The organism is Pseudomonas sp. (assembly GCF_030696055.1).
In the GTDB taxonomy this organism is placed as follows: Bacteria; Pseudomonadota; Gammaproteobacteria; order Pseudomonadales; family Pseudomonadaceae; genus Aquipseudomonas.
On the sequence record NZ_JAUYNP010000214.1, the window covers coordinates 1 to 23,075 of the forward strand.

25 protein-coding genes are annotated in these 23,075 nt (G+C 62.1%); 23 read left to right on the forward strand and 2 right to left on the reverse strand.

Translation table 11 applies throughout. The annotated features are described in order from the left end of the window. From Q8Q83_RS12230 to Q8Q83_RS12340, 23 genes are all read left to right on the forward strand, one after another. On the forward strand, positions 1–970 hold a 970-nt coding region (locus tag Q8Q83_RS12230), incomplete at its 5' end, for a flagellar hook-length control protein FliK (RefSeq protein WP_305624083.1). Between the two features lie 235 nt (positions 971–1,205). Then, complete coding sequence (gene fliL, locus Q8Q83_RS12235; RefSeq protein ID WP_305624085.1) at positions 1,206–1,730, forward strand: flagellar basal body-associated protein FliL; 525 nt, start codon at positions 1,206–1,208, stop codon at positions 1,728–1,730. A 13-nt stretch (positions 1,731–1,743) separates the two neighbouring features. Further along, entirely contained in the window at positions 1,744–2,715 is a 972-nt protein-coding gene (gene fliM, locus Q8Q83_RS12240; RefSeq protein WP_305624087.1) for a flagellar motor switch protein FliM, read from the forward strand. Between the two features lie 41 nt (positions 2,716–2,756). Further along, positions 2,757–3,227, forward strand: coding sequence for a flagellar motor switch protein FliN (gene fliN / locus Q8Q83_RS12245; RefSeq protein WP_305624089.1), 471 nt, complete (start codon positions 2,757–2,759; stop codon positions 3,225–3,227). A gap of 2 nt (positions 3,228–3,229) precedes the next feature. Next, on the forward strand, positions 3,230–3,661 hold the full coding sequence (gene fliO / locus Q8Q83_RS12250) for a flagellar biosynthetic protein FliO (RefSeq protein ID WP_305624091.1): 432 nt from the start codon (positions 3,230–3,232) through the stop codon (positions 3,659–3,661). Beyond that, positions 3,661–4,446, forward strand: coding sequence for a flagellar type III secretion system pore protein FliP (gene fliP, locus Q8Q83_RS12255; RefSeq protein WP_305624093.1), 786 nt, complete (start codon positions 3,661–3,663; stop codon positions 4,444–4,446). The genes fliO and fliP overlap by 1 nt, the downstream gene beginning before the upstream one ends. Before the next feature lie 2 nt (positions 4,447–4,448). Then, positions 4,449–4,718: a flagellar biosynthesis protein FliQ gene (gene fliQ / locus Q8Q83_RS12260; RefSeq protein ID WP_305624095.1), complete on the forward strand. Its 270-nt coding sequence runs from the start codon at positions 4,449–4,451 to the stop codon at positions 4,716–4,718. A gap of 91 nt (positions 4,719–4,809) precedes the next feature. After that, a complete protein-coding gene (fliR, locus tag Q8Q83_RS12265) occupies positions 4,810–5,586 on the forward strand; it encodes a flagellar biosynthetic protein FliR (RefSeq protein WP_305624097.1) in 777 nt (258 codons plus the stop codon). 9 nt (positions 5,587–5,595) lie between these two features. Next, the gene (gene flhB, locus Q8Q83_RS12270; protein WP_305624098.1) at positions 5,596–6,732 is read left to right on the forward strand and encodes a flagellar biosynthesis protein FlhB; all 1,137 of its coding nucleotides are present in this window, start codon (positions 5,596–5,598) and stop codon (positions 6,730–6,732) included. Positions 6,733–6,902: 170 nt separating this feature from the next. Beyond that, positions 6,903–9,026: a flagellar biosynthesis protein FlhA gene (gene flhA, locus Q8Q83_RS12275; protein ID WP_305624124.1), complete on the forward strand. Its 2,124-nt coding sequence runs from the start codon at positions 6,903–6,905 to the stop codon at positions 9,024–9,026. Positions 9,027–9,041: 15 nt separating this feature from the next. Beyond that, positions 9,042–10,340, forward strand: coding sequence for a flagellar biosynthesis protein FlhF (gene flhF / locus Q8Q83_RS12280; protein ID WP_305624100.1), 1,299 nt, complete (start codon positions 9,042–9,044; stop codon positions 10,338–10,340). Positions 10,341–10,418: 78 nt separating this feature from the next. After that, the gene (fleN, locus tag Q8Q83_RS12285; protein ID WP_305624101.1) at positions 10,419–11,249 is read left to right on the forward strand and encodes a flagellar synthesis regulator FleN; all 831 of its coding nucleotides are present in this window, start codon (positions 10,419–10,421) and stop codon (positions 11,247–11,249) included. Beyond that, positions 11,246–11,992 (forward strand): RNA polymerase sigma factor FliA, encoded by a 747-nt coding sequence (fliA, locus tag Q8Q83_RS12290; protein ID WP_305624103.1) that lies wholly within the window; start codon positions 11,246–11,248, stop codon positions 11,990–11,992. The genes fleN and fliA overlap by 4 nt, the downstream gene beginning before the upstream one ends. A 136-nt stretch (positions 11,993–12,128) precedes the next feature. Continuing rightward, entirely contained in the window at positions 12,129–12,503 is a 375-nt protein-coding gene (locus Q8Q83_RS12295) for a chemotaxis response regulator CheY (RefSeq protein WP_178113450.1), read from the forward strand. 19 nt (positions 12,504–12,522) lie between these two features. Continuing rightward, the gene (locus Q8Q83_RS12300) at positions 12,523–13,311 is read left to right on the forward strand and encodes a protein phosphatase CheZ (protein WP_305624106.1); all 789 of its coding nucleotides are present in this window, start codon (positions 12,523–12,525) and stop codon (positions 13,309–13,311) included. Positions 13,312–13,321: 10 nt separating this feature from the next. Beyond that, the gene (locus Q8Q83_RS12305) at positions 13,322–15,502 is read left to right on the forward strand and encodes a chemotaxis protein CheA (RefSeq protein ID WP_305624108.1); all 2,181 of its coding nucleotides are present in this window, start codon (positions 13,322–13,324) and stop codon (positions 15,500–15,502) included. Positions 15,503–15,545: 43 nt separating this feature from the next. Further along, positions 15,546–16,658 (forward strand): chemotaxis response regulator protein-glutamate methylesterase, encoded by a 1,113-nt coding sequence (locus Q8Q83_RS12310; protein WP_305624110.1) that lies wholly within the window; start codon positions 15,546–15,548, stop codon positions 16,656–16,658. Next, a complete protein-coding gene (locus Q8Q83_RS12315) occupies positions 16,659–17,399 on the forward strand; it encodes a flagellar motor protein (RefSeq protein ID WP_305624111.1) in 741 nt (246 codons plus the stop codon). 12 nt (positions 17,400–17,411) lie between these two features. Beyond that, on the forward strand, positions 17,412–18,278 hold the full coding sequence (gene motD / locus Q8Q83_RS12320; RefSeq protein ID WP_305624112.1) for a flagellar motor protein MotD: 867 nt from the start codon (positions 17,412–17,414) through the stop codon (positions 18,276–18,278). A gap of 52 nt (positions 18,279–18,330) precedes the next feature. Further along, positions 18,331–19,119 (forward strand): ParA family protein, encoded by a 789-nt coding sequence (locus Q8Q83_RS12325; protein WP_305624114.1) that lies wholly within the window; start codon positions 18,331–18,333, stop codon positions 19,117–19,119. An 87-nt stretch (positions 19,120–19,206) separates the two neighbouring features. Further along, on the forward strand, positions 19,207–20,016 hold the full coding sequence (locus Q8Q83_RS12330; RefSeq protein WP_305624116.1) for a CheW domain-containing protein: 810 nt from the start codon (positions 19,207–19,209) through the stop codon (positions 20,014–20,016). 105 nt (positions 20,017–20,121) lie between these two features. After that, complete coding sequence (locus Q8Q83_RS12335) at positions 20,122–20,601, forward strand: chemotaxis protein CheW (RefSeq protein ID WP_108490500.1); 480 nt, start codon at positions 20,122–20,124, stop codon at positions 20,599–20,601. 3 nt (positions 20,602–20,604) lie between these two features. After that, positions 20,605–21,009: a DUF2802 domain-containing protein gene (locus Q8Q83_RS12340; protein ID WP_305624118.1), complete on the forward strand. Its 405-nt coding sequence runs from the start codon at positions 20,605–20,607 to the stop codon at positions 21,007–21,009. 31 nt (positions 21,010–21,040) lie between these two features. Here the strand turns inward: Q8Q83_RS12340 and Q8Q83_RS12345 are convergent, their stop codons facing one another. Both Q8Q83_RS12345 and Q8Q83_RS12350 read right to left on the reverse strand, forming a co-directional pair. Continuing rightward, on the reverse strand, positions 21,041–21,367 hold the full coding sequence (locus Q8Q83_RS12345; RefSeq protein ID WP_305624120.1) for an EscU/YscU/HrcU family type III secretion system export apparatus switch protein: 327 nt from the start codon (positions 21,365–21,367) through the stop codon (positions 21,041–21,043). Next, a complete protein-coding gene (locus Q8Q83_RS12350; protein WP_305624122.1) occupies positions 21,364–22,908 on the reverse strand; it encodes a flagellar hook-length control protein FliK in 1,545 nt (514 codons plus the stop codon). Before Q8Q83_RS12350 ends, Q8Q83_RS12345 begins: the two co-directional genes overlap by 4 nt. Between the last annotated feature and the right edge of the window lie 167 nt (positions 22,909–23,075).

Genomic DNA, 23,075 nt, shown 5'->3' on the forward strand with positions numbered 1-23,075 from the left:
GGGCGAGTCCGAGCTGGCTGATCTGGCAGATCTGGCAGATACAGAGCTGGCAGATACAGAGCTGGAGCTTACGGCAGAGCCGGAGCCGTTATTGATCAGCTCGGCCAGCCTGACCAGTTCAGGCCCGGCCAGCCTGACCGAGGCCAGCTTCGACCCCGAGCTGGATGCGCTGAACCAGCTGCCGGCGGTGCGCATGGCGTTGCAAATGGGTGCCAAGGAAAACGCCAAGGTTGACCATGCCACGCTGCACGACCAGCTCAATCCGGCCGCGCAGAACGCCGGCCAGAGTCCGGGGCAGAGCATGCTCGCCAGCCGCTTGCTGGAAGAAGCGCAGCCAGTAGAAGGCGATTCGTTGCAGTTGCCCGATCTGCAGCTGGAGTCCTTGAGCGCCGCAGGCCTGGAAGCATTCAAGGAAAGCTCGGCGCAGACGCCGCCGGAAAATTTCGTCAGCAAACTCAATGCCTTGAGCCAGGCGCTTGGCCAGCAGCAGTCCCTGGCGGCGCGGGCCCCGGTGCTGGCCGGTCAGCCGGTGCCCATGCAGCAGGGCGGCTGGAGCGAGGCGGTGGTTGACCGGGTGATGGTGATGTCCAGCCAGAACCTCAAGTCGGCGGAGATCCAGCTGGATCCGGCCGAACTGGGGCGTTTGGAGGTGCGCATCAGCGTCAATCAGGAGCAGACTCAGGTGACCTTCGCCAGCCCCCACGCCGGCGTACGCGATGCCTTGGATGCGCAGATGCACCGGCTGCGTGAGCTGTTCGCCCAGCAAGGCATGAACCTGCTGGATGTGAATGTCTCCGATCAGTCGCTCAACCGCGGTTGGCAGGGCCAGGGCCAGGACGGCGAGGGCAAGGGGCGCGGGGGCGCGGCTAACCCGCTGCTCGCCAGCGATGATGAGGCGCGCCCAGGTGCAATCGAGGTGGCCCGTGGTCCGCTGACCGCTGCGCGCGGTCTGGTCGATTACTACGCCTGAGGCGCGTGCCGCTGTAGTTGCCGAGCGCACTGATCTAAACTCTATTTCGCCCGACTCCCATTCGTGGGAGTCGGGCGATTTCGTTTGGGGCGAGCTATGGGCGCTGCAGGTGTCCGCAGCAATAGCCAGGGTACTTGGCGGCCCGCAGTGGGCGGGTTTGTCGACAGACTGGCATAACACTTGCTCTTAACCCTTTGAAAACGGATAAGACTCCGAATAGTGACGGATTATTGGCATGGCTAAGAAAGAAGCGCCGCAAGAGCCGGCAAGCGCCGATGCTAAACCGGCCGGCAAGATGAAACTGATTATCCTGATAGTCGTGGTCGTGCTGCTGGCCGTGGGCTTGTCGGTGGGCGGCACCTGGTTCTTCCTGCACAAGAGCGACGGCGCCGCCGAGGCCGAGGCGCATGCCGCGGCGGAGCCTGCGGTGCCGGTCAAGCAAGCGGCGATTTACGAGGAGCTGGTGCCGGCCTTTGTGGTCAACTTCAAACATCAGGGCCGGGCGCGCTATATGCAGGTCAGTGTGGCCCTGATGGTGCGTGACCAGGTCGCCCTGGACGCCCTCAAGGTGCATATGCCGGTGCTGCGCAACCGCCTGGTGATGCTGTTCTCCGGTCAGGACTTCGCCGCCCTGATGACCCCGGTGGGCAAGGAGATGCTGCGCCAGCAAGCCACCGCCAGCGTGCAGGAACTGGCCGAGAAGGAAACCGGCAAGCCGACCGTCGAGCAAGTGTTGTTCACCAACATCGTATTGCAGTAACCGGGAGCCGAAGATGGCTGTGCAAGACCTGCTTTCCCAGGATGAAATCGATGCCCTGCTGCATGGCGTCGATGACGGCCTGGTCGACACCGAAGAAGAGGCGGAACCCGGTAGCGTCAAGCAATATGACCTGACCAGCCAGGATCGCATCGTTCGCGGACGCATGCCGACCCTGGAAATGATCAACGAGCGCTTCGCCCGCTATACCCGCATCAGCATGTTCAACCTGCTGCGCCGCTCCGCCGATGTGGCCGTGGGCGGCGTGCAGGTGATGAAGTTCGGCGAGTACGTGCATTCGCTGTATGTGCCGACCAGCCTCAACCTGGTGAAGATGAAGCCGTTGCGCGGCACCGGCCTGTTTATCCTCGACGCCAAGCTGGTGTTCAAGCTGGTGGACAACTTCTTCGGCGGCGAGGGCCGTCACGCCAAGATCGAAGGCCGTGAGTTCACCCCGACCGAGTTGCGGGTGGTGCGCATGGTGCTGGACCAGGCCTTCGTCGATCTGAAGGAGGCCTGGCACGCGGTGATGGACATCAACTTCGAGTACGTCAACTCGGAAGTGAACCCGGCGCTGGCCAACATCGTCAGCCCCAGCGAGGTGATAGTGGTGTCCACCTTCCATATCGAACTGGACGGCGGTGGCGGCGACCTGCACATCACCATGCCCTATTCGATGATCGAGCCGATTCGCGAAATGCTCGATGCCGGCTTCCAGTCCGACATCGACGATCAGGACGAGCGCTGGATCAAGGCGCTGCGCGAGGACGTCCTCGACGTCAGTGTGCCCCTGGGGGTCACGGTCGCCCGGCGTCAGTTGCGGCTGCGCGACATTCTGCATATGCAACCGGGTGATGTGATTCCGGTGGAACTGCCGGAAGACGTGGTGCTCTGCGCCAACGGCGTGCCCTCGTTCAAGGTCAAGCTGGGCGCCCACAAGGGCAACCTGGCCTTGCAGGTACTCGGGCCCATAGATCGCCAGCGTTAACCCTTAGCCCCCCCTTTTTTACCGCCAGCCGAGGACCCACGATGGCCGACGAAAACGACAACGAAGCCACCTCTCCCGAGGAGCAGGCGCTCGCCGATGAATGGGCTGCGGCCCTGTCCGAAGCTGGCGATGCCGGCCAGGACGATATAGATGCCATGCTGGCGGCGAGCAATACGGCGCCTGCTGCGCCGCGCGCCACCATGGAGGAGTTCGCCAGCGCGCCGAAGATGAACCTGCCGGTCAATCTGGAGGGGCCGAATCTGGATGTGATCCTGGATATCCCGGTGTCGATCTCCATGGAGGTGGGCAACACCGACATCACCATCCGCAACCTGCTGCAACTCAACCAGGGCTCGGTGATCGAACTCGATCGCCTGGCCGGCGAACCGCTGGATGTGCTGGTCAACGGCACCCTGATCGCCCATGGCGAGGTGGTGGTGGTGAACGAGAAGTTCGGCATCCGCCTCACCGACGTGATCAGCCCCAGCGAACGCATCAAGAAGCTGCGCTAAGCATGGCTAAATTCATTTTGCCGGGGCTGTTCTTGCCCCTCAGCGCCATCGCCGCCGAGCCCGCGGCGCAAGCCAGTGCGCCGCTGGCCGGCTCCGCCATGGGCGGGCAGTTGGTGCAGCTGCTGCTCGGGCTGCTGCTGGTGATCGGGGTGATCTTCCTGTTGGCCTGGCTGCTGCGCCGGGTGCAGCAGATAGTTCCGCGTGGCGGCCAGGTGATCAAGATAGTCGCGACCCAGGCCCTGGGGCCCCGTGACCGGCTGATCCTGGTGCAGGTGGGCGGCGAGCAGATTCTGTTGGGCCTGACCCCGGGCACCATCACCTCGCTGCATGTGATGGCCGAGCCCGTGCATTTCCCCGATGCCGAGCCCGCCTCGGCCGAGTTTGCCCAACGCCTGATGGAACTGTTGGGCAAGGATCAGAAGGACAAATCCTGATGTTGCGTTTGTTGCTGGTGCTGGTCCTAAGCCTGGGCGCCTCGCTGGCTTTTGCCGAAGATCCGCCGGCCGGCAGCTCGCTGATTCAGCAGGGCGGCAATCCCTTGTCGATTCCGGCCATCACCCTGAGCACCGATACGGCCGGTCAGCAGGAGTATTCGGTCAGCCTGCAGATTCTGCTGATCATGACGGCGCTGAGCTTTATCCCGGCCTTCGTCATGCTGATGACCAGCTTTACCCGCATCATCATCGTCTTCTCCATTCTGCGGCAGGCCCTGGGCCTGCAGCAGACACCGTCCAACCAGATTCTCGTCGGTTTGGCGCTGTTTCTGACCATGTTCATCATGGCCCCGGTGTTCGAGCAGATTAACCGCGACGCGCTGCAGCCCTATCTGAACGAGCAGATGCCGGCGCAAGAGGCCATCACCAAGGCCGAGGTGCCGATCAAGAACTTTATGCTGGCGCAGACCCGCGAGAGCGATCTTGAGCTGTTTATGCGCTTGTCCAAGCGCACCGACATCGCCAGCCCGGAACAGGCGCCCTTGACCATTCTGGTGCCGGCCTTTGTCACCTCCGAGCTGAAAACCGCGTTCCAGATCGGCTTTATGATCTTTATTCCGTTTCTGATCATCGACCTGGTGGTGGCGAGCATCCTGATGGCCATGGGCATGATGATGCTCTCGCCACTGATCATTTCCCTGCCGTTCAAGATCATGCTGTTCGTCCTGATCGATGGCTGGGCACTGATCATGGGTACCCTGGCCGCCAGCTTCGGAGGAACCTAGGCATGACCCCTGAGATAGCGGTCGACCTGCTGCGCGATGCGTTGTGGCTGACGGCCACCATAGTGGCGATCCTGGTGGTGCCCAGCCTGATAGTCGGCTTGCTGGTGGCCATGTTCCAGGCCGCGACCCAGATCAACGAACAGACCCTGAGCTTCCTCCCGCGTCTGTTGGTCATCCTGCTCAGCCTGATCTTCGCCGGTCCCTGGCTGGTGCGTGAGCTGATGGAGTACACCGAGAACCTGATCATGAATATCCCGATGTTGATCGGCTGAACGTTCATGAATAAGCCCATTGAGTGCACCGATAGCCACTCGTGCAGATGCGTTCCTGGCGCATCTGCGAGCCTTCTTTACGGACTTGCGCATGCTTGAGCTAAGCGAAGCGCAGATCGGTGCCTGGGTCGGCAGTTTTGTCCTGCCGCTGTTTCGCATCACCGCGCTGCTGATGTTTATGCCGATCGTCGGCACCCAGCTGGTCTCGGCGCGGGTGCGCCTGTACTTGGCGTTGGCCATCTGCGTGGTGCTGATGCCGACCCTGCCGGCCATGCCCCAGGTCGATGCCATCAGCCTGCAGGCCTTTATCTGGATCGCCCAGGAGATCCTGATCGGGGTGATGCTGGGCTTCACCTTGCAGCTGTTCTTCCAGGTTTTTGCGATTGCCGGGCAGATAGTCGCCATGCAGATGGGCTTGGGCTTCGCCTCCATGGTCGACCCGGCCAACGGCATCTCGGTGCCGGTGATCGGCCAGGTCTTTATGATCCTGGTGACCCTGCTGTTTCTCGCCATGAATGGCCATCTGGTGGTGTTCGAGGTGTTGGCGGAAAGCTTCTTCACCCTGCCGGTGGGTGGCGGCTTTCTGGTCGACAGCTATTGGGAAATTGTCACCAAGCTGAGCTGGGTGCTGGGCGCGGCCTTGCTCCTGGTGCTGCCGGCGATCACCGCCTTGCTGGTGGTCAACCTGGCGTTCGGGGTGATGACCCGCGCGGCGCCGCAGTTGAACATCTTCTCCATTGGCTTTCCGCTGACCCTGGTGCTGGGCCTGGTGATCGTCTGGATCGGCATGGCCGATATCCTGGCCCAGTACCAGGTGTTCGCCAGCGAGGCCTTGCACATGCTGCGCGACATGGCGCGGGCGAGCTGAGGTTAAGCCATGGCCGAATCCGAAAGCGGTGCCGACAAAAGTGAGGAGCCCACGGAGAAACGCCTGCGCGAATCCCGTGAGAAGGGCCAGATCGCCCGTTCCAAGGAACTCAACACCCTGGCGGTGACCCTCGGAGGCTTCGGTGGCTTGCTGGCCTTTGGCGGCAGCCTGGGCAACGCCATGCTGAATATCATGCGTGGCAACTTTGCCCTGCCGCGCGAAGTGATCATGGATGAGCGCAGCATGGCGCTGTGGCTGGCCGCCTCCGGGCAGATGGCCCTGGAGGCCCTGTTTCCGCTGTTTGTGCTGCTACTGGTCGCGGCCATAGTCGGGCCTATCGCCCTGGGCGGCTGGTTGTTCTCGGCCGAGGCCATGGCCCCCAAGTTCAGCCGAATGAACCCGTTGGCGGGGCTCAAGCGCATGTTTTCGCTCCAGGCATTGGTCGAGCTACTCAAGGCCCTGGCCAAATTCACCCTTGTTCTGCTGGTGGGCATCGTCGTGCTGTCGGCCTGGCAGGATGACCTGCTGGCCATCGCCCATGAGCCGCTAGAGTCGGCCATCATGCACGCCGCCATTGTGGTCGGTTGGAGCGCGTTGTGGATGTCCTGCGGCTTGATCCTGATCGCCGCCGTCGATGTGCCGTTCCAGTTATGGAGCAATCGGCAGAAGCTGATGATGACCAAGCAGGAAGTGCGCGACGAATACAAGGACAGCGAAGGCAAACCCGAGGTCAAGCAACGTATCCGTCAGCTGCAGCGCGAGATGGCAGAGCGGCGCATGATGCAGGCGGTGCCCGAGGCCGATGTGGTGATCACCAACCCGACCCACTTCGCCGTGGCGCTCAAGTACGACCCGGCCAAGGGCAGTGCGCCGGTGCTGCTGGCCAAGGGTGGCGACTTCCTCGCGCTGAAGATTCGCGAAATCGCCAACGAGCACCGGGTCATGGTGCTGGAGTCGCCGGCCCTGGCGCGGGCGGTGTTCTATTCCACCGAACTGGATCAGGAAATTCCCGCCGGCCTGTACCTGGCCATCGCCCAGGTGCTGGCCTATGTCTACCAGCTGCGCCAGTACCAGGCCGGCAAGGGCAAGCGCCCGGCACCGCTGCCGGACTTGCCGATTCCGCCGGATCTGCGCCGCGACGAATAAAGGTCGGGGCGGGTAGGGCGGGTGTAACCCGCCGTTATAGTGGTTGGCGGGTTGCACCCGCCCTACAGCTAATCCCCCGCACAGGCAAAGTTGGACAGCTTCTTGCAAAACCCTGCCCAAAGGCGCGACCGGCGTCAAAAGATTGAATGGGCTGGGGTAGGGAAGTGGCAATAGATCGCTCGCAAATGATCAGTGATGCGCGCAGCAACCTGTCGGGGCTGCGCCAGGGCAATCTGGGTATACCGCTGTTGTTGTTGGTCATGCTCGGCATGGTCATGTTGCCGATCCCGCCGTTCCTCCTCGATGTGCTGTTCACCTTCAGCATCGCCCTGGCCATAGTCGTGCTGCTGGTGGCCATCTACGCCCTGCGTCCGCTGGATTTCGCCGTGTTCCCGACCATTCTGCTAGCGGCGACGCTGCTGCGCCTGGCGCTCAACGTGGCCTCGACGCGGGTGGTGTTGCTGCATGGCCAGGACGGTCACGACGCGGCCGGTAAGGTGATCCAGGCCTTCGGTGAAGTGGTGATCGGCGGCAGCTATGTGGTCGGTATCGTGGTGTTCGCCATCCTGATGATCATCAACTTCGTGGTGGTGACCAAGGGTGCCGGGCGGATTTCCGAAGTCAGCGCGCGTTTCACCCTGGACGCCATGCCCGGTAAGCAGATGGCCATCGACGCCGACCTGAATGCCGGCCTGATCGACCAGGGCGAGGCCAAACGGCGCCGTGTCGAAGTGTCCCAGGAGGCCGACTTCTACGGCTCCATGGACGGTGCCAGCAAGTTCGTCCGCGGCGACGCCGTCGCCGGCCTGTTGATCCTGTTTATCAACCTGATCGGCGGTATCGCCATCGGCACCCTGCAGCACGATCTGGCCTTTGCCGATGCCGGGCGCATCTACACCCTGCTGACCATAGGTGACGGCCTGGTGGCGCAGATCCCTTCGCTGCTGCTGTCCACCGCCGCGGCCATCATGGTCACCCGGGTTTCCAGTTCGGAAGACATGGGCGCCCAGGTCAGTCGGCAGATGTTCGCCTCGCCGCGCGCCCTGGCCGTGACGGCGACCATCATGATCACCATGGGCCTGGTGCCCGGCATGCCGCACCTGTCCTTTATCAGCCTGGGCCTGATCGCAGCCGTTGCCGCCTACTGGATAGCCAACAAGCAGCGCGCGGTGAAGGAGAACGAGATCAAGGAAGTGCAGCGGCAGCAGGAGCTGCTGCCGGCGCAGAAGGCCCAGGAGGTCAAGGAGCTGGGCTGGGATGACGTCACCCCGGTGGACATGGTCGGCCTCGAGGTCGGCTACCGCCTGATCCCCCTGGTCGACCGCAACCAGGGCGGGCAATTGCTGGCGCGGATCAAGGGGGTGCGCAAGAAGCTGTCCCAGGAGATGGGCTTCCTCATGCCCTCGGTGCATATCCGCGACAACCTGGATCTGCAGCCCAATGCCTACCGCCTGACCCTGATGGGCGTCAGCGTGGCCGAGGCCGAGGTGTACCCGGAGCGCGAGCTGGCGATCAACCCCGGTCAGGTGTTCGGCCCGCTCAACGGCATCGCCGCCAAGGATCCGGCGTTCGGCCTGGAGGCGGTGTGGATAGATCCGAATCAGCGCGATCAGGCGCAGTCCCTCGGTTATACCGTGGTGGACGCCAGCACCGTGGTGGCCACCCACCTCAATCAGGTGCTGCACAAGCATGCCCATGAGTTGCTCGGTCACGAGGAAGTGCAGCAACTGCTGCAGCTGTTGGCCAAGAGCTCGCCCAAGCTGGCCGAAGAGCTGGTGCCGGGCATGGTGTCGCTGTCGACCCTGCTCAAGGTGTTGCAGGCCTTGCTCCAGGAGCAGGTGCCGGTACGGGACATCCGCAGCATCGCCGAGGCCATCTCGAATGTCGCCGGCAAGAGTCAAGATCCCGCCGCGATGGTGGCGGCGGTGCGCGTCGCCTTGGCTCGGGCCATAGTGCAAAGCATTGTGGGACTAGAGCCGGAGCTGCCTGTGATCACCCTGGAGCCCAGGTTGGAACAGATATTGCTCAACAGTCTGCAGAAGGCCGGTCAAGGCTCCGAGGATGGCATCCTCCTGGAGCCTGGCATGGCCGAGAAGCTGCAGCGTTCCCTGGTGGAAGCGGCGCAGCGCCAGGAAATGCTCGGCAAGCCGGTGATACTGCTGGTGGCCGGTCCGGTCCGGGCGATGCTCTCGCGCTTCGCGCGGCTGGCGGTTCCGAGTATGCATGTGCTGGCATACCAGGAAATTCCGGATAACAAGCAGGTCACCATAGTTGCGACTGTGGGGCAGAACTAACCGAGGTTACAGGCCATGCAGGTCAAACGCTTTTTCGCCGCCGATATGCGTACCGCCATGAAACTGGTTCGCGATGAGCTGGGCGCCGATGCCTCGATCATCGGTAATCGCCGGGTTGCCGGCGGTGTCGAATTGACTGCCGCCCTGGATTACCAGATTCCGGCCGCGCCGGCCCGCCAGGCCAATCCGGCGCTGGAAGCCGAGTTGCGCAAGACCCAGGCGAAGATCGCCTCGGCCCAGGCCGAACTGACCACCCGCGCGCAAGTGGATGCGGGCAAGGATCGCCAACTGTTTGGCGCGGCCCCGAGCCTGCCGCTCGACAGCCTGGCTGCGCCCTTGCGCCCACCTCAGGCGCCGGCCGCGGCAAGCGATCAGCGTGCCCTGGACGCCATGCGTTTCGAGCTGCATGGCCTGCGTGAATTGATCGAAGTGCAGCTGGGCTCCATCGCCTGGGGGCAGTTGCAGAACCGTCGCCCGCAGCAGGCCAATCTGTGGCGGCGCTTGCAGCGCATGGGGCTGTCCGCCGAGCTGGCGAAAGCCCTGCTCGAGCGCGTGGCCAAGATCGCCGAACCGCGCCAGGCCTGGCGCATGCTGCTGGCGCACCTGGCCCATGCGATCAAGACGCCGCAGCAGGAGCCGATGGAGGAGGGCGGGGTGATCGCCCTGGTCGGGCCGGCAGGCATGGGCAAGACCACCACCCTGGCCAAGCTGGCGGCGCGTTACGTACTCAAGTACGGCGCGCAGCATATCGCCCTGGTCAGCCTGGACAGCTACCGCATCGGCGCCCAGGAACAGCTGAAGACCCTGGGGCGCATCCTCAACGTGTCGGTCACCCTGGTCGATCCCGGCCAGTCGCTGACCCAGGCGCTGGCGCCACTGGCGCGCAAGCGCGTGGTGTTGATCGATAGCGCCGGCTTGCCGGCCAATGATCCGGCGTTGCGCATGCAGCTGGAAACCCTGGCCAGCCGTGGGGTGAACGCGAAGAATTATCTGGTCATGGCGGCCACCAGCCAGGGCCAAGTGCTGAAAGCGGCCTACCATAGTTATAAGCGCTGTGGTTTGTCTGGCTGCATCCTGACCAAGGCGGATGAGGCCACCAGCCTGGGCGAGGTTTTAGGGCTGGCTATTAGCCAGCGTCTACCGGTAGCCTATCTGACAGACGGACCACGCATTCCAGATGACCTGCACGTACCGCGCAGTCATCAGTTGGTAAGCCGCGCCGTAGGGCTGCAGGCCAACCAAGAGCCGAGTGAGGATACGATGGCCGAGATGTTCGCCGGTCTCTATCAGCAGCCAACGCGTCGCGCCAGTTGAGCGCCATGTCTGCGTCAGCGAACAGAACACAGCCAGCCACGTGGCTCCAGTCGAAGTTAGACAAGGTGTGTAGATAACATGGGAATGCATCCCGTACAGGTGATCGCGGTGACCGGCGGCAAAGGTGGCGTCGGCAAGACCAATGTGTCGGTGAATCTGGCCCTGGCGTTGGCCGATCTCGGTCGGCGGGTGATGTTGATGGACGCCGACCTGGGTTTGGCCAACGTCGACGTGCTGCTCGGTTTGAGCGCCAAGCGCACCCTGGAAAATGTCATCAGCGGGGAATGCGAGTTGCGTGACGTGCTGCTGCAGGGACCCGGTGGTATTCGCATAGTGCCGGCGGCCTCCGGCATCCAGAGCATGGTGCAGCTCAGCCCCCTGCAGCATGCCGGGTTGATTCAGGCATTCAGCGATATCAGCGACAACCTCGACGTGCTGATCATCGACACCGCCGCCGGTATCGGTGACGGCGTGATCAGTTTCGTGCGCGCCGCCCAGGAAGTGCTGGTGGTGGTGTGCGACGAGCCGACCTCGATTACCGACGCCTACGCGCTGATCAAGCTGCTCAACCGCGACCATGGCATGAACCGTTTCCGGGTACTGGCCAATATGGCCCACAGCCCGCAGGAAGGTCGTAACCTCTTTGCTAAGCTGACTAAAGTCACCGATCGTTTTCTCGATGTGGCCCTGCAATATGTGGGCGCCGTGCCTTACGACGAGTCGGTGCGCAAGGCCGTACAGAAACAGCGTGCGGTTTATGAAGCTTTTCCGCGCTCGAAGTGCGCGCTGGCGTTCAAAGCGATAGCCCAGAAAGTCGATGCCTGGCCCTTACCAGCCAACCCGCGCGGCCACCTGGAGTTTTTCGTCGAACGTCTGGTGCAGCAACCGATCGCGGACACGGCTGTATGACAGCAGCCTCTGGACTTCGTATGTATAGCAAGGCGCAGGCGCAGGATTCCCAGCACCAGTTGATCGAGCGCTATGCGCCCCTGGTCAAACGCATTGCCTACCACCTGCTGGCGCGCTTGCCGGCCAATGTGCAGGTGGACGACCTGATCCAGGCCGGCATGATCGGCCTGCTCGAGGCGTCAAAAAAATACGACTCCAGCAAGGGCGCCAGTTTCGAGACATTCGCCGGCATCCGCATCCGCGGTTCCATGCTCGATGAGGTGCGCAAAGGGGATTGGGCGCCGCGTTCGGTGCATCGCAACAGCCGTATGGTCAGCGACGCGATCCGGATAATTGAGGCCAGAACCGGTCGAGACGCTAAAGATCAAGAGGTTGCGGCCGAACTCCAATTGAGTCTCGAGGATTACTACGGCATTCTTGGCGACACCTTGGGCAGCCGCTTATTCAGTTTCGACGACCTGTTGCAGGATGGCGAGCAGGGCGGGTTGCGTGAGGATCTCGCCGGCAATCACCTCGAACCTTCACGTGATCTGGAAGATGAACGCTTTCAGGCGGCCTTGGCCGATGCCATCGCCAACCTGCCGGAACGTGAGCGGCTGGTGTTAGCGCTATATTACGATGAAGAATTGAATCTCAAGGAGATCGGCGAGGTACTGGGGGTTAGCGAATCACGCGTTAGCCAGCTACATAGTCAGTGCGCCGCCCGCTTACGGGCACGTTTGGGCGAGTGGCGCGCACGCTGAGCCATTGGCAGGCAGCTGGAGAACCTCGCGAACGCAGTAGTTTTGCCGCGTGCTGCCAAGGCCGGTTTCACGATTAAAGGCGTAGCCAGGTGCTGGATACGTTTGGGACTGTACGGAGGTCGACTTGGACAAGAATATGAAAATCCTCATCGTTGATGACTTTTCAACGATGAGACGGATCATCAAGAACCTCCTGCGTGATTTGGGGTTCACCAATACTGCAGAAGCCGATGACGGCACCACTGCGCTGCCGATGTTGCAGAGCGGCAGTTTCGATTTCCTGGTGACTGACTGGAATATGCCCGGCATGACTGGGATCGATTTGCTGCGCGCGGTACGCGCCGATGAACGCCTGAAAACGCTGCCGGTATTGATGGTGACAGCTGAAGCCAAGCGCGATCAGATCATCGAGGCAGCGCAGGCAGGGGTTAACGGCTATGTCGTCAAACCTTTCACTGCCCAAGTGCTGAAAGAGAAGATTGAAAAGATCTTCGAGCGGGTCAACGGCTGATGTCTGCCACGAGGGTGCTATGGAACATAAAGATTCCTCTCAGGATGACCTTGAGTCGACCCTGAAACACAATGCTCGCCAATTGATGGATAGCCTGGACAGAGGCAACTTTGGCGAAGCGGTGCAGCTTATTCATGAACTCAACAAGGCACGCGACCGTGGCCTGTACCACGAAGTGGGCAAGCTGACCCGTGAGCTGCATAACGCCATTGTCAACTTCCAGCTCGATCCGCGTGTGCCCCACGCCACTGAAGTCTCGCAGATCACCGATGCCACCGAACGCCTCAACTATGTGGTGACCATGACCGAGAAAGCGGCCAATCGCACCATGGATCTGGTCGAGCAGAGCGCGCCCCTGGTCAATGACCTGAGTGGCGAAGCCCAGAGCCTGGGCGCCGACTGGGGGCGTTTTATGCGGCGCGAGATGAGCGCCGATGGTTTTCGTGAGTTGGCCAAGCGCATCGAGTTGTTTCTCGCCCGCAGTGAGCGTGATGGCGCCAAGTTGTCCGGACATCTCAATGACATTCTGCTGGCGCAGGACTTCCAGGATCTCACCGGGCAGGTGATCAAGCGGGTGACCCAGCTGGTCACCGAGGTCGAGAGCAACCTGCTGAAACTGGTGCTGATGGCCAGTCAGGTCGATCAGATCGCCGGCATCGAGCACAATCACGAACTGTTACGTGCCGAACAAGAACAACAAAAAGAGCCTTCCCGTGGTGAAGGTCCGCAGATTCATGCCGATAAGCGTGAAGATGTCGCGTCCAATCAGGATGATGTCGACGATCTGCTTTCCAGCCTAGGATTTTAGGAGCACGTCTATGAGCTTCGGCGCCGATGAAGAAATCCTCCAGGACTTCCTGGTAGAGGCCGGCGAGATTCTTGAATTATTGTCCGAGCAGTTGGTCGAGCTGGAAAGCCGCCCGGACGACATGAATCTGCTCAACGCTATTTTTCGCGGGTTCCATACCGTCAAAGGTGGCGCCGGTTTTCTCCAGCTCAATGAGCTGGTGGAATGCTGCCATATCGCAGAAAACGTCTTTGACATCCTGCGCAAGGGGGAGCGGCGCGTCGACTCCGAGTTGATGGACGTAGTGCTGGAGGCACTCGATGCAGTCAACAGCATGTTTACCGAGGTGCGTGAGCGCACCGACCTGACACCGGCGACGTCGGAGTTGCTGGCGGCGTTGGCTCGTCTGGCCGAACCGGCGGGTGCGGAACCTGCGCCTGCGCCGGCCGCGCAACCTGAGCCTGCGCCGGTGGAGTCGGTGGCTGCCGATATCACCGACAGTGAGTTCGAACAGTTGCTCGGTGCCCTGGATGAGGCGCCGAGTGCGGCAGTTGTCGCGGCCAGCAGCGATGAAATTACCGACGACGAGTTCGAATCCTTACTCGATCAACTGCATGGCAAAGGCCAGTTCGCCGCACCCGACGTCGCCAGCGCTGCCCCGGCGGCGGCTGCACCAGCTGCCGCCGCCAGTGGCGATGAAATTACCGACGACGAATTCGAGTCCTTACTCGATCAACTGCACGGTAAAGGCCAGTTCGCTGCGCCCGCTGCTCCTGCTGCCGCCGCGGCACCGGCTGCGCAAGCCGAGCCTGCGGCGAAGGCGGGCGATGAGATTACCGATGACGAGTTCGAAGCGCTGCTCGATCAGCTGCACGGCAAGGGCAAGTTCGTCGAGCCAGAGGCGCTCAGTACGCCTGCCGCGGCTGCGCCGGCCAAGCCGGTTGCCGCAGCCAAGCCAGTAGCCAAACCGGTAGCCAAAGCGGCCGCCAAAGCCGAGGCTCCGGCAGCGCCCGCCGCTGCGGATAAGGTCGCAGCACCCAGCGAGGCGGAAACCACAGTGCGGGTCGACACCGCACGCCTGGACGAGATCATGAATATGGTCGGCGAGTTGGTGCTGGTGCGTAACCGTCTGGTGCGCCTGGGCTCCAATAGCGCTGACGAGGCCATGTCCAAGGCCGTATCCAACCTGGATGTGGTGACGGCGGACTTGCAGACCGCGGTGATGAAGACGCGCATGCAGCCGATCAAGAAGGTCTTCGGCCGCTTCCCGCGGCTGGTACGGGACCTGGCGCGTAACCTGAAGAAAGAGATCATTTTGGAGCTGGTCGGTGAAGAAACCGATCTGGACAAGAACCTGGTCGAAGCCCTGGCCGACCCCTTGGTGCACTTGGTGCGCAACGCGGTCGACCACGGCATTGAAACCCCGGAAGAGCGCGAGGCTTCAGGCAAGCAGCGCGGCGGCAAGGTGGTGCTGTCGGCTGAGCAGGAGGGCGACCATATCCTCTTGTCGATCTCCGATGACGGCAAGGGCATGGATGCCGATCAGCTGCGCGCCAAGGCCGTGGAGAAAGGCCTGCTGGACAAGGACGCCGCCGATCGTCTCAACGAGTTTGAATGCTACAACCTGATCTTCGCCCCGGGCTTCTCGACCAAGACCGAGATTTCCGATGTGTCCGGCCGTGGCGTGGGCATGGACGTGGTGAAAACCAAGATTTCCCAGCTCAACGGCACGGTCAACGTGTTCTCGGTCAAGGGCCAGGGCTCGAAGATAGTGATTAAGGTGCCGCTGACCCTGGCCATCATGCCGACCCTGATGGTGATGCTGGGCAATCAGGCGTTCGCCTTCCCGCTGGTCAACGTCAACGAGATTTTCCACCTCGACCTGTCGCGGACCAATGTGGTCGACGGCCAGGAAGTGGTCATAGTGCGCGATAAGGCCTTGCCATTGTTCTACCTCAAGCGCTGGCTGGTCGGCAGTGCGGCCCATGTGGAGCAGGGCGAGGGCCACGTGGTGATCCTCACCGTGGGCAGCCAACGCATCGGCTTTGTCGTCGATCAACTGGTTGGTCAGGAGGAGGTGGTGATCAAGCCGCTGGGGAAAATGCTCCAGGGCACTCCGGGCATGTCGGGCGCGACCATTACCGGTGATGGGCGTATTGCCTTGATTCTCGATGTGCCGAGCATGCTCAAGCGTTATGCTCGACGCATCTGATAGTTAGCGGCACGGTTTGCTGCCGGGCCGTTTAGGAGTGTTTATGCTGGTTAAGGTGTTGGTGGTTGACGATTCCGGTTTTTTTCGTCGGCGTGTTTCGGAAATTCTGTCGGCCGACCCTAATATCCAGGTGATTGGTACAGCCACTAACGGCCGCGAGGCCATTGATCAGGCCCTTGCGCTCAAGCCGGACGTGATCACCATGGATTACGAGATGCCGATGATGGATGGCATCACGGCTGTGCGTAACATCATGCAGCGCTGCCCGACGCCGGTGTTGATGTTCTCCTCGCTGACTCATGAAGGGGCGCGGGTCACCCTCGATGCGCTGGAGGCGGGTGCCGTTGATTTCCTGCCGAAAAACTTCGAGGACATCTCGCGTAACCCCGAGCGGGTCAAGCAGTTGCTGTGCGAGAAGATCCATACCATCGCCCGCACTAACAGACGCAGTTTTAGCCCGCCACCCGTGGTGGCGCCTGCGCCCGCCGTACCAGCCAAACCTGCGCTACGTCCCGGTACCAGCCCTAGCACGCTGAGCCGCCCTGCGGCTGCGCCCAGTCCCGCTCCTGTTAGTGCCGCTGCGCCCAAGCGTAAAGCCTACAAACTGGTCGCCATTGGCACCTCGACGGGCGGCCCTGTGGCTTTGCAGCGTGTCCTGACTCAACTGCCTTCGAATTTCCCGGCCCCCATAGTGCTGATTCAGCATATGCCGGCAGCCTTTACCAAGGCCTTTGCCGAGCGCCTGGACAAGCTGTGTCGGATCAGCGTCAAGGAAGCCGAGGACGGCGACGTGCTGCGTCCTGGCCTGGCGTTGTTGGCGCCGGGCGGCAAGCAGATGATGGTCGACGCCCGTGGCGTGGTCAGAATCCTGCCGGGCGATGAACGTTTGAATTACAAACCCTGTGTCGACATCACCTTCGGCTCGGTGGCCAAGTCCTACAACGACAAGGTGCTGGCGGTGGTCCTCACCGGTATGGGTGCGGACGGCCGCGAGGGCGCGCGCTTGCTCAAGCAGAGCGGCAGCCAGGTATGGGCACAGGATGAGGCCAGTTGCGTGATCTACGGCATGCCAATGGCCATAGTCAAAGCCAATCTGGCCGATGGCATTTATCCGCTGGATGAAATCGGCAGGCACCTGGCGGAGACCTGCATTTAAATGGATGTACTGAGCTTTATCGGGGTCATTCTGGCTTTTGTCGCCATTTTGGGCGGCAATTACCTGGAAGGTGGCCACGCTGCGGCTTTGCTCAACGGCCCGGCAGCCTTGATAGTGATTGGCGGTACCCTGGGCGCGGCCTTTCTGCAGGCGCCGGTTGCTGTATTCAAGCGCGCGTTGAGCATTATCCGTTGGATCTTTTTCCCGCCACATATCGATTTGGCCGGCGGCATCAACCGGGTCGTGGGCTGGAGCATGACCGCGCGCAAGGAGGGTCTGCTCGGCCTCGAAGCGGTCGCCGATGCTGAAACCGACCCCTATGCGCGCAAAGGCTTGCAGTTGCTGGTCGATGGCGCAGAGCCCGAAGCCATTCGGAGCATTCTCGAGGTCGATCTGTACACCCAGGAAGGCCGCGATATCCAGGCCGCCAAGGTGTTCGAAAGCATGGGCGGCTATGCACCGACCATCGGCATCATTGGTGCGGTGATGGGCTTGATCCATGTGATGGGCAACCTGGCAGACCCGAGCCTGCTCGGCAGCGGCATTGCCGTGGCCTTTGTCGCCACTATTTATGGGGTCGGTTTTGCCAACCTGCTGTTGCTGCCCATAGGCAACAAACTCAAGGCCATCGCTCAGCGCCAATCGCGCTACCGGGAAATGTTGCTGGAAGGGGTCCTGTCCATCGCCGAAGGCGAGAACCCGCGCTCCATCGAGCTGAAGCTGCAAGGCTTTATGGATTGATGGGGACACAGAATGGCCCGCAGGCGTCATCACGAAGAACATGAGAATCACGAGCGCTGGCTGGTGTCCTACGCGGACTTCATCACCCTGCTGTTCGCGTTTTTTGTGGTCATGTATTCGATTTCCTCGATCAACGAAGGTAAATACAAGATTCTCTCGGACAGCCTGACCGGGGTGTTCAACCAGCCGGACCGCACCATCAAGCCTATTCCGGTAGGCGAGCAGAAGCCCCGCACCAGCGAACCGGATCGTCCGGTGGCAGAGGAGGAGCCTAAGCAGGCGGCGGATTCCCTGGTCAGCATCGCCAGCAGCATTCGCGAGGCCTTTGGCGAACTGATTCAGACCGAGCAGCTCAGGGTCAGCGGCAATGAGTTGTGGATCGAGATCGAGCTCAGTTCCAGCCTGCTGTTCACCAGTGGCGATGCGATACCCAATGCGGCGGCGTTCGACATCATCGAGAAAGTGGCCAAAATTTTGGCACCTTACGAAAACCCCATTCATGTCGAAGGCTTTACCGACAACTTGCCGATCCAGACCGCCCAGTTCCCGACCAACTGGGAACTTTCGACTGCGCGGGCCGCGAGTATCGTGCGTATGCTGGCCATGGATGGCGTCAGTCCCGGGCGCCTGGCGGCCGTGGGTTATGGCGAGTTCCAGCCGGTGGCGGACAATGCCTCGGCTGAAGGTCGGGGGCGCAATCGTCGGGTGGTCTTGGTAATTTCGCGCAACCTCGATGTGCGCCGCAGCGTCAGCGGCGTGGGCAGTGCCCATGCCAAGCCCGATGCGGCCCTGCAACGCGCTGGCACGCAATCTGCACCAGCGCCAGCAGCGCAGGCCCCGCAAGCGGGTGCCGTCAATCCCCCGTCGCCAGCCCCATAAGGGTGGCGCCCGTTCTCGGTCAGGCTGCAGCTGTGCCGGGAGGATAAAGAAGATGAGAGTCTGGGCAGTAGCCAATCAAAAAGGTGGAGTCGGTAAAACCACCACCTCGATCGCCCTGGCAGGCCTGTTGGCCGATGCCGGCAAGCGGGTGGTGGTGGTCGATCTCGATCCCCATGGGTCCATGACCAGTTACTTCGGCCATGACCCCGATATGCTGGAAAGCAGCTGTTTCGACCTGTTCCTGCATAACGGCAGCGTGCCGTCTGGCCTGCCGCAAAAGCTGCTGTTGCCGACCAGTAATGAGCGGATAGCCTTGCTGCCATCCAGCACCGCCTTGGCCACGCTGGAGCGCCAATCCCCGGGGCAAAGCGGCCTGGGCCTGGTGATCGCCAAGAGCCTGGCGCAGCTCTGGCAGGACTTCGACCATGCGGTGATCGACAGCCCACCCTTGCTCGGGGTGTTGATGGTCAATGCCTTGGCGGCCAGCCAGCACTTGGTGATTCCGGTGCAGACCGAGTTTCTCGCGGTCAAAGGCCTGGAGCGCATGGTCAGCACCCTGGCGATGATCAACCGTTCGCGCCAGCAGGCCTTGCCCTACACCATAGTGCCGACCCTGTTCGACCGCCGCACCCAGGCTTCCATGAGCACCTTGCGGGTGCTGCGCAATAGTTACCCCGAACATCTGTGGCCCGCCTATATCCCGGTGGATACGCGCTTGCGCGACGCCAGCCGGGCCGGCTTGACCCCTTCGCAGTTCGACAACAATAGCCGCGGGGTATTGGCCTACCGTGCGCTGCTCAAACATTTGCTGGGGCAACAGACCGCCGCGCAGGTCGCCTGAGATGAGCAGCTATGCTGAAGATAAAGGCTCAAGTCTGTCGCTAGCGCGGCCGATAGTCTGGACAGGTTGTTTTTACGGGTTGTATCCATGAGTCGTCCCCTTGCCACCGCTACACGTTCGCAACTGGCCCTGCAGTCCTACTTGGATGGCTTGCTGCAGGAGGCTGCGGTCGAGTTGGCCGATAGCATCAGCCTGGATGAGTTCGAGGCAGCGGTGCTCGAGGAGCAGGTACGCGATGCCCGCAGCGTACCCCAGGCGGTAGCGCTCAAGCCCGTGGCCGAGCCGGTGCCGCGGCCGTTGCCCAGTATCGAAATGCCGGCGCCGCAGCTTGCGCCCAGGGCCGAGGTGGTTGAGGTGGTGGCCGAGGTTGCCCAGGCGACTCCACAGGCGCTGGTCGTCCCCGGGGTGCTCCTGGACGGCCGCCCCGAATGGGCCCAGGAAGCCTTCGAATGCCTACTCTTCGATGTCGCCGGGCTGACGCTGGCGGTGCCGCTGGTGTGCCTGGGTTCCATCTACCCGTTGGCCGGGCAGGAACTCACGCCATTATTTGGCCAGCCGGACTGGTTTCTCGGCATACTGCCGTGCCAGGCCGGTAACCTGAAGGTGCTGGATACCGCGCGCTGGGTGATGCCCGACCGCTACCGCGATGATTTCCGTGAAGGGTTGCAGTATGTGATTTCCGTGCAGGGTTACGAGTGGGGGCTGGCGGTGCATCAGGTCAGCCGCTCGATTCGCCTCGACCCCAACGAGGTCAAGTGGCGTACCCAGCGTACCCAGCGGCCGTGGTTAGCGGGTACGGTCATCGAGCATATGTGCGCCTTGCTGGATATCGCCTCCCTGGCCGAGTTGATTGCCAGTGGCGCGGCTAAACGCATGGCCTCAGGCAAGGTACATTGAGTGATTTCTGGCTGTGCGATGAGCGCGGCTTTGCAACTATAGTAATGACAGCGGGGCATACACCCGCGATCGCCGCCGCGAGCGGTTTATGACGAGGCTAGGGACATGAAGAAAAGTTCTGCACAAGGTTCTGAAGATCCGATTCTGCAGTGGGTAACCTTTCGCCTGGACAACGAAACCTATGGCATCAACGTGATGCAGGTGCAGGAAGTCCTGCGTTATACCGAGATTGCCCCTGTGCCGGGTGCGCCGAGCTATGTGTTGGGCATCATCAATCTGCGCGGCAATGTGGTGACAGTGATCGACACGCGCCAGCGCTTCGGCCTGGACTCCAGTGAAGTCACGGACAATACCCGTATCGTGATCATCGAGGCGGACAAGCAGGTGATCGGCATCCTGGTCGACAGCGTGGCCGAGGTGGTCTATCTGCGCCAATCCGAAGTGGAAACCGCGCCTAACGTCGGTAACGACGAGTCGGCCAAGTTTATCCAGGGCGTGTGCAACAAGAACGGCGAGCTGCTGATTCTGGTCGAACTGGACAAGATGATGAGCGAAGAAGAATGGTCCGAGCTGGAGAGCATCTAAGCCATGCTCGAGGCCCTGCTGGCGGTACTGGCCCTGGTCTGTCTGGGGCTGATAGGCGCTTGCGTGTGGCTGGCCAAACAGCAGCGTGCGGCGCTGCAAGCGCAGGCTGAACGGGATGCAGTGCGCGATCGGCGGCTCAAGGAGCTCAGCCGGCGCCTGGATACCTACCTGGCCGGCAGCATTCAGATGGGTGACGAGTTGCACGAGCTGAGGCGCATAGTCGCGCCGCTGCCGGACAAGCTCAGCCAGATGGAGCAGCGTGACCCCAGCAGCCTGTCCTTTACCCAGGCGGCGCGGTTGGCGGGCATGGGCGCCAGCGTCGATGACCTGACCCAGTCCTGCGGCCTGAGCAAGGCCGAGGCCGAACTGGTCAGCAAGATGCAGCAGGCCAAGTTGCAACGCTCCTAAAATATCCCCCCAGCTATGTCGCCTCACATCTTTAGCGTGCCGGGCCTTCCAATAGCGGCAGTGGCGGGGTGATGTCGTTATCCCTGGCCGAACCCGCCGGGCTCTTGCCCTTCAGGTACCAGGCAAAGGCGATGATTTCCGCGATGCAGCGGTACAGCTGCTCGGGAATCGCATCGCCCAGTTCCAGGCGCGCCAGCAGGCGCACCAGTTCGGCGTTTTCATAGATAGGCACTGCATACTCGCGGGCGATGGCCAGTATCGCTTCGGCCAGCTCGTCATCGCCTTTGGCGCTCAGCGTGGGCGCATTCTGGCCATCGTAGGTCAGGGCTATGGCTTGGCGCGGCAGATTCTGCTTCATGCGGTTTCATCCACCCAGCGTTGCTCGAGGGTCGTGCGCGGGCCGCGCGGCGGCGTGCCTTGGCTGCAGGCCAGCTCGCCGACCTGCACGCCGACGGCATTCAGGCGCTGGCGCAGGTTGTTCAGTTCGGCGTCGATCAGGCTGACGGTGCTGCTGCGTTCGGCCCACAGCTGGCTCGACAGCCGGCCATGGGCCAGCTGGGCCTGCACTTGCAAAGGGCCCAGGGGATCGAGATCGAAGGCCAGTTCGACCCTCCACAGGGTTTCCTTTTTCTCCGGTTTGTCTGGCTTGTTGCTCTCGTCGCGCTGGATCTTCACCTGCAGGGGCACCAGTTCTTGCTGGTTGCGCATCGGCAACTCCAGTTGCCAGGTGGTGAGCAGGTTGCCGTCCGGGCCGACCTGGCTCTGCGCCAGGCTGGAGAGTTGGTGGGTCTGCAGGCGCGAAACCGCGGCAGCGGCCAGTTTCAGCAGGGTTTCCAGGTCGGCTTCGCCGTCCATTCCCTGCAACAGGCGCGAAGGCAGTGGGAAGTTCAGCGCCTGCTGGCGGCTGCTGATCTGCCCGAGGTTGCCCAGCAGGTTGCGCGCCAGTGCCGGCAGCGCCTGGGCCAGTACCGCACCGGCATTGGCCGCGGTCAGGGGCGTGCCGGTCGGTGCGTTGGGCAGCAGCTGGGTGATCAGGCGCAGCAGGTTGGCTTTCAGGTCGTTGGGCAGGGCATGGCTTTGGCCACTGAGCAGCTTGCTTTCGAGCAGCAGGCCGCTGTTTTCCAGGGCCTGGCTCAAGCCCTTGGGGGTGCTGAGCTGGGCGACATCGGGCAATGCATTAAACAGTTTGTCGATGCTGCCGCGTAGGCCTTCCGGCAACGCCTCCTTGCCGCCCAGGCTTTGCAGGGCCTTGAACAGCCCTTCCAGGGGGGCTTGGCGATCATGTTGCGCGCCCAGTTGCTGGCTCAGCACCAGTTGGTCGAGGCGGCCGCTCAAAGGCAGGAAGTTCAGCGCTTGGCTGCCCTGCACCTGGGCGCTGAGCAGGCTGCCGAGCGGCAACGGTAGCGGGGTTTCCAGGGCCAGCTTGCTGCCGGCCAGGGGGGTATTGAGCAGGCTCAGCACGACCTTGTAGATCACCTGCTGGGCTTTGCCTTGCACCAGTTGTTCGCGGGCCGTCACCTTGCCTTGCAGCAGGGTGCCTATGGGCAGCTGTTCGAGATCCAGGCTGGTCAAGACTTTGCTGGTCCCAGCCTGGAGGACCACCGCCAGCTGGGTGTCCGACAGGGCGGTCACCGTCAGCGCGGTGCCTTGGGCCAAGGGCCGTGGGCTGCTGGTTTGCAGGGTGGTCTGGCGGCCGTTTTCCAGGGTCAGTTTGAGCAGCACCTGAAAGCTCTGCGCCACTTCCTTGAGCGCTATGACTTCCGCCTTGGCGCTTTCACCGCTGGCCAGCAGCCCTTCCATGGGTTGCAGCAGCTTCAACGCCAGGTCGGTGGCCAGGGCATTGGGGCGACTGCTCGGGGGCGTCGGTGCAATCGGGCGCGGGCTGCTGATTTCGCTCATTGGCGGGTTACACCCTGTCGAAAATGCCCACTGCAGGAGGCGGGGCCTGGCATGTATAATCGCGCCCCGTCTGAGAGGGTGCTTACAAATTACTGCGCTCGGCCATGCTGCGTTGAAATCAGCCTCAAAATGCTCATGTACTACTCGTACACTCCGCTTTTTCGGCT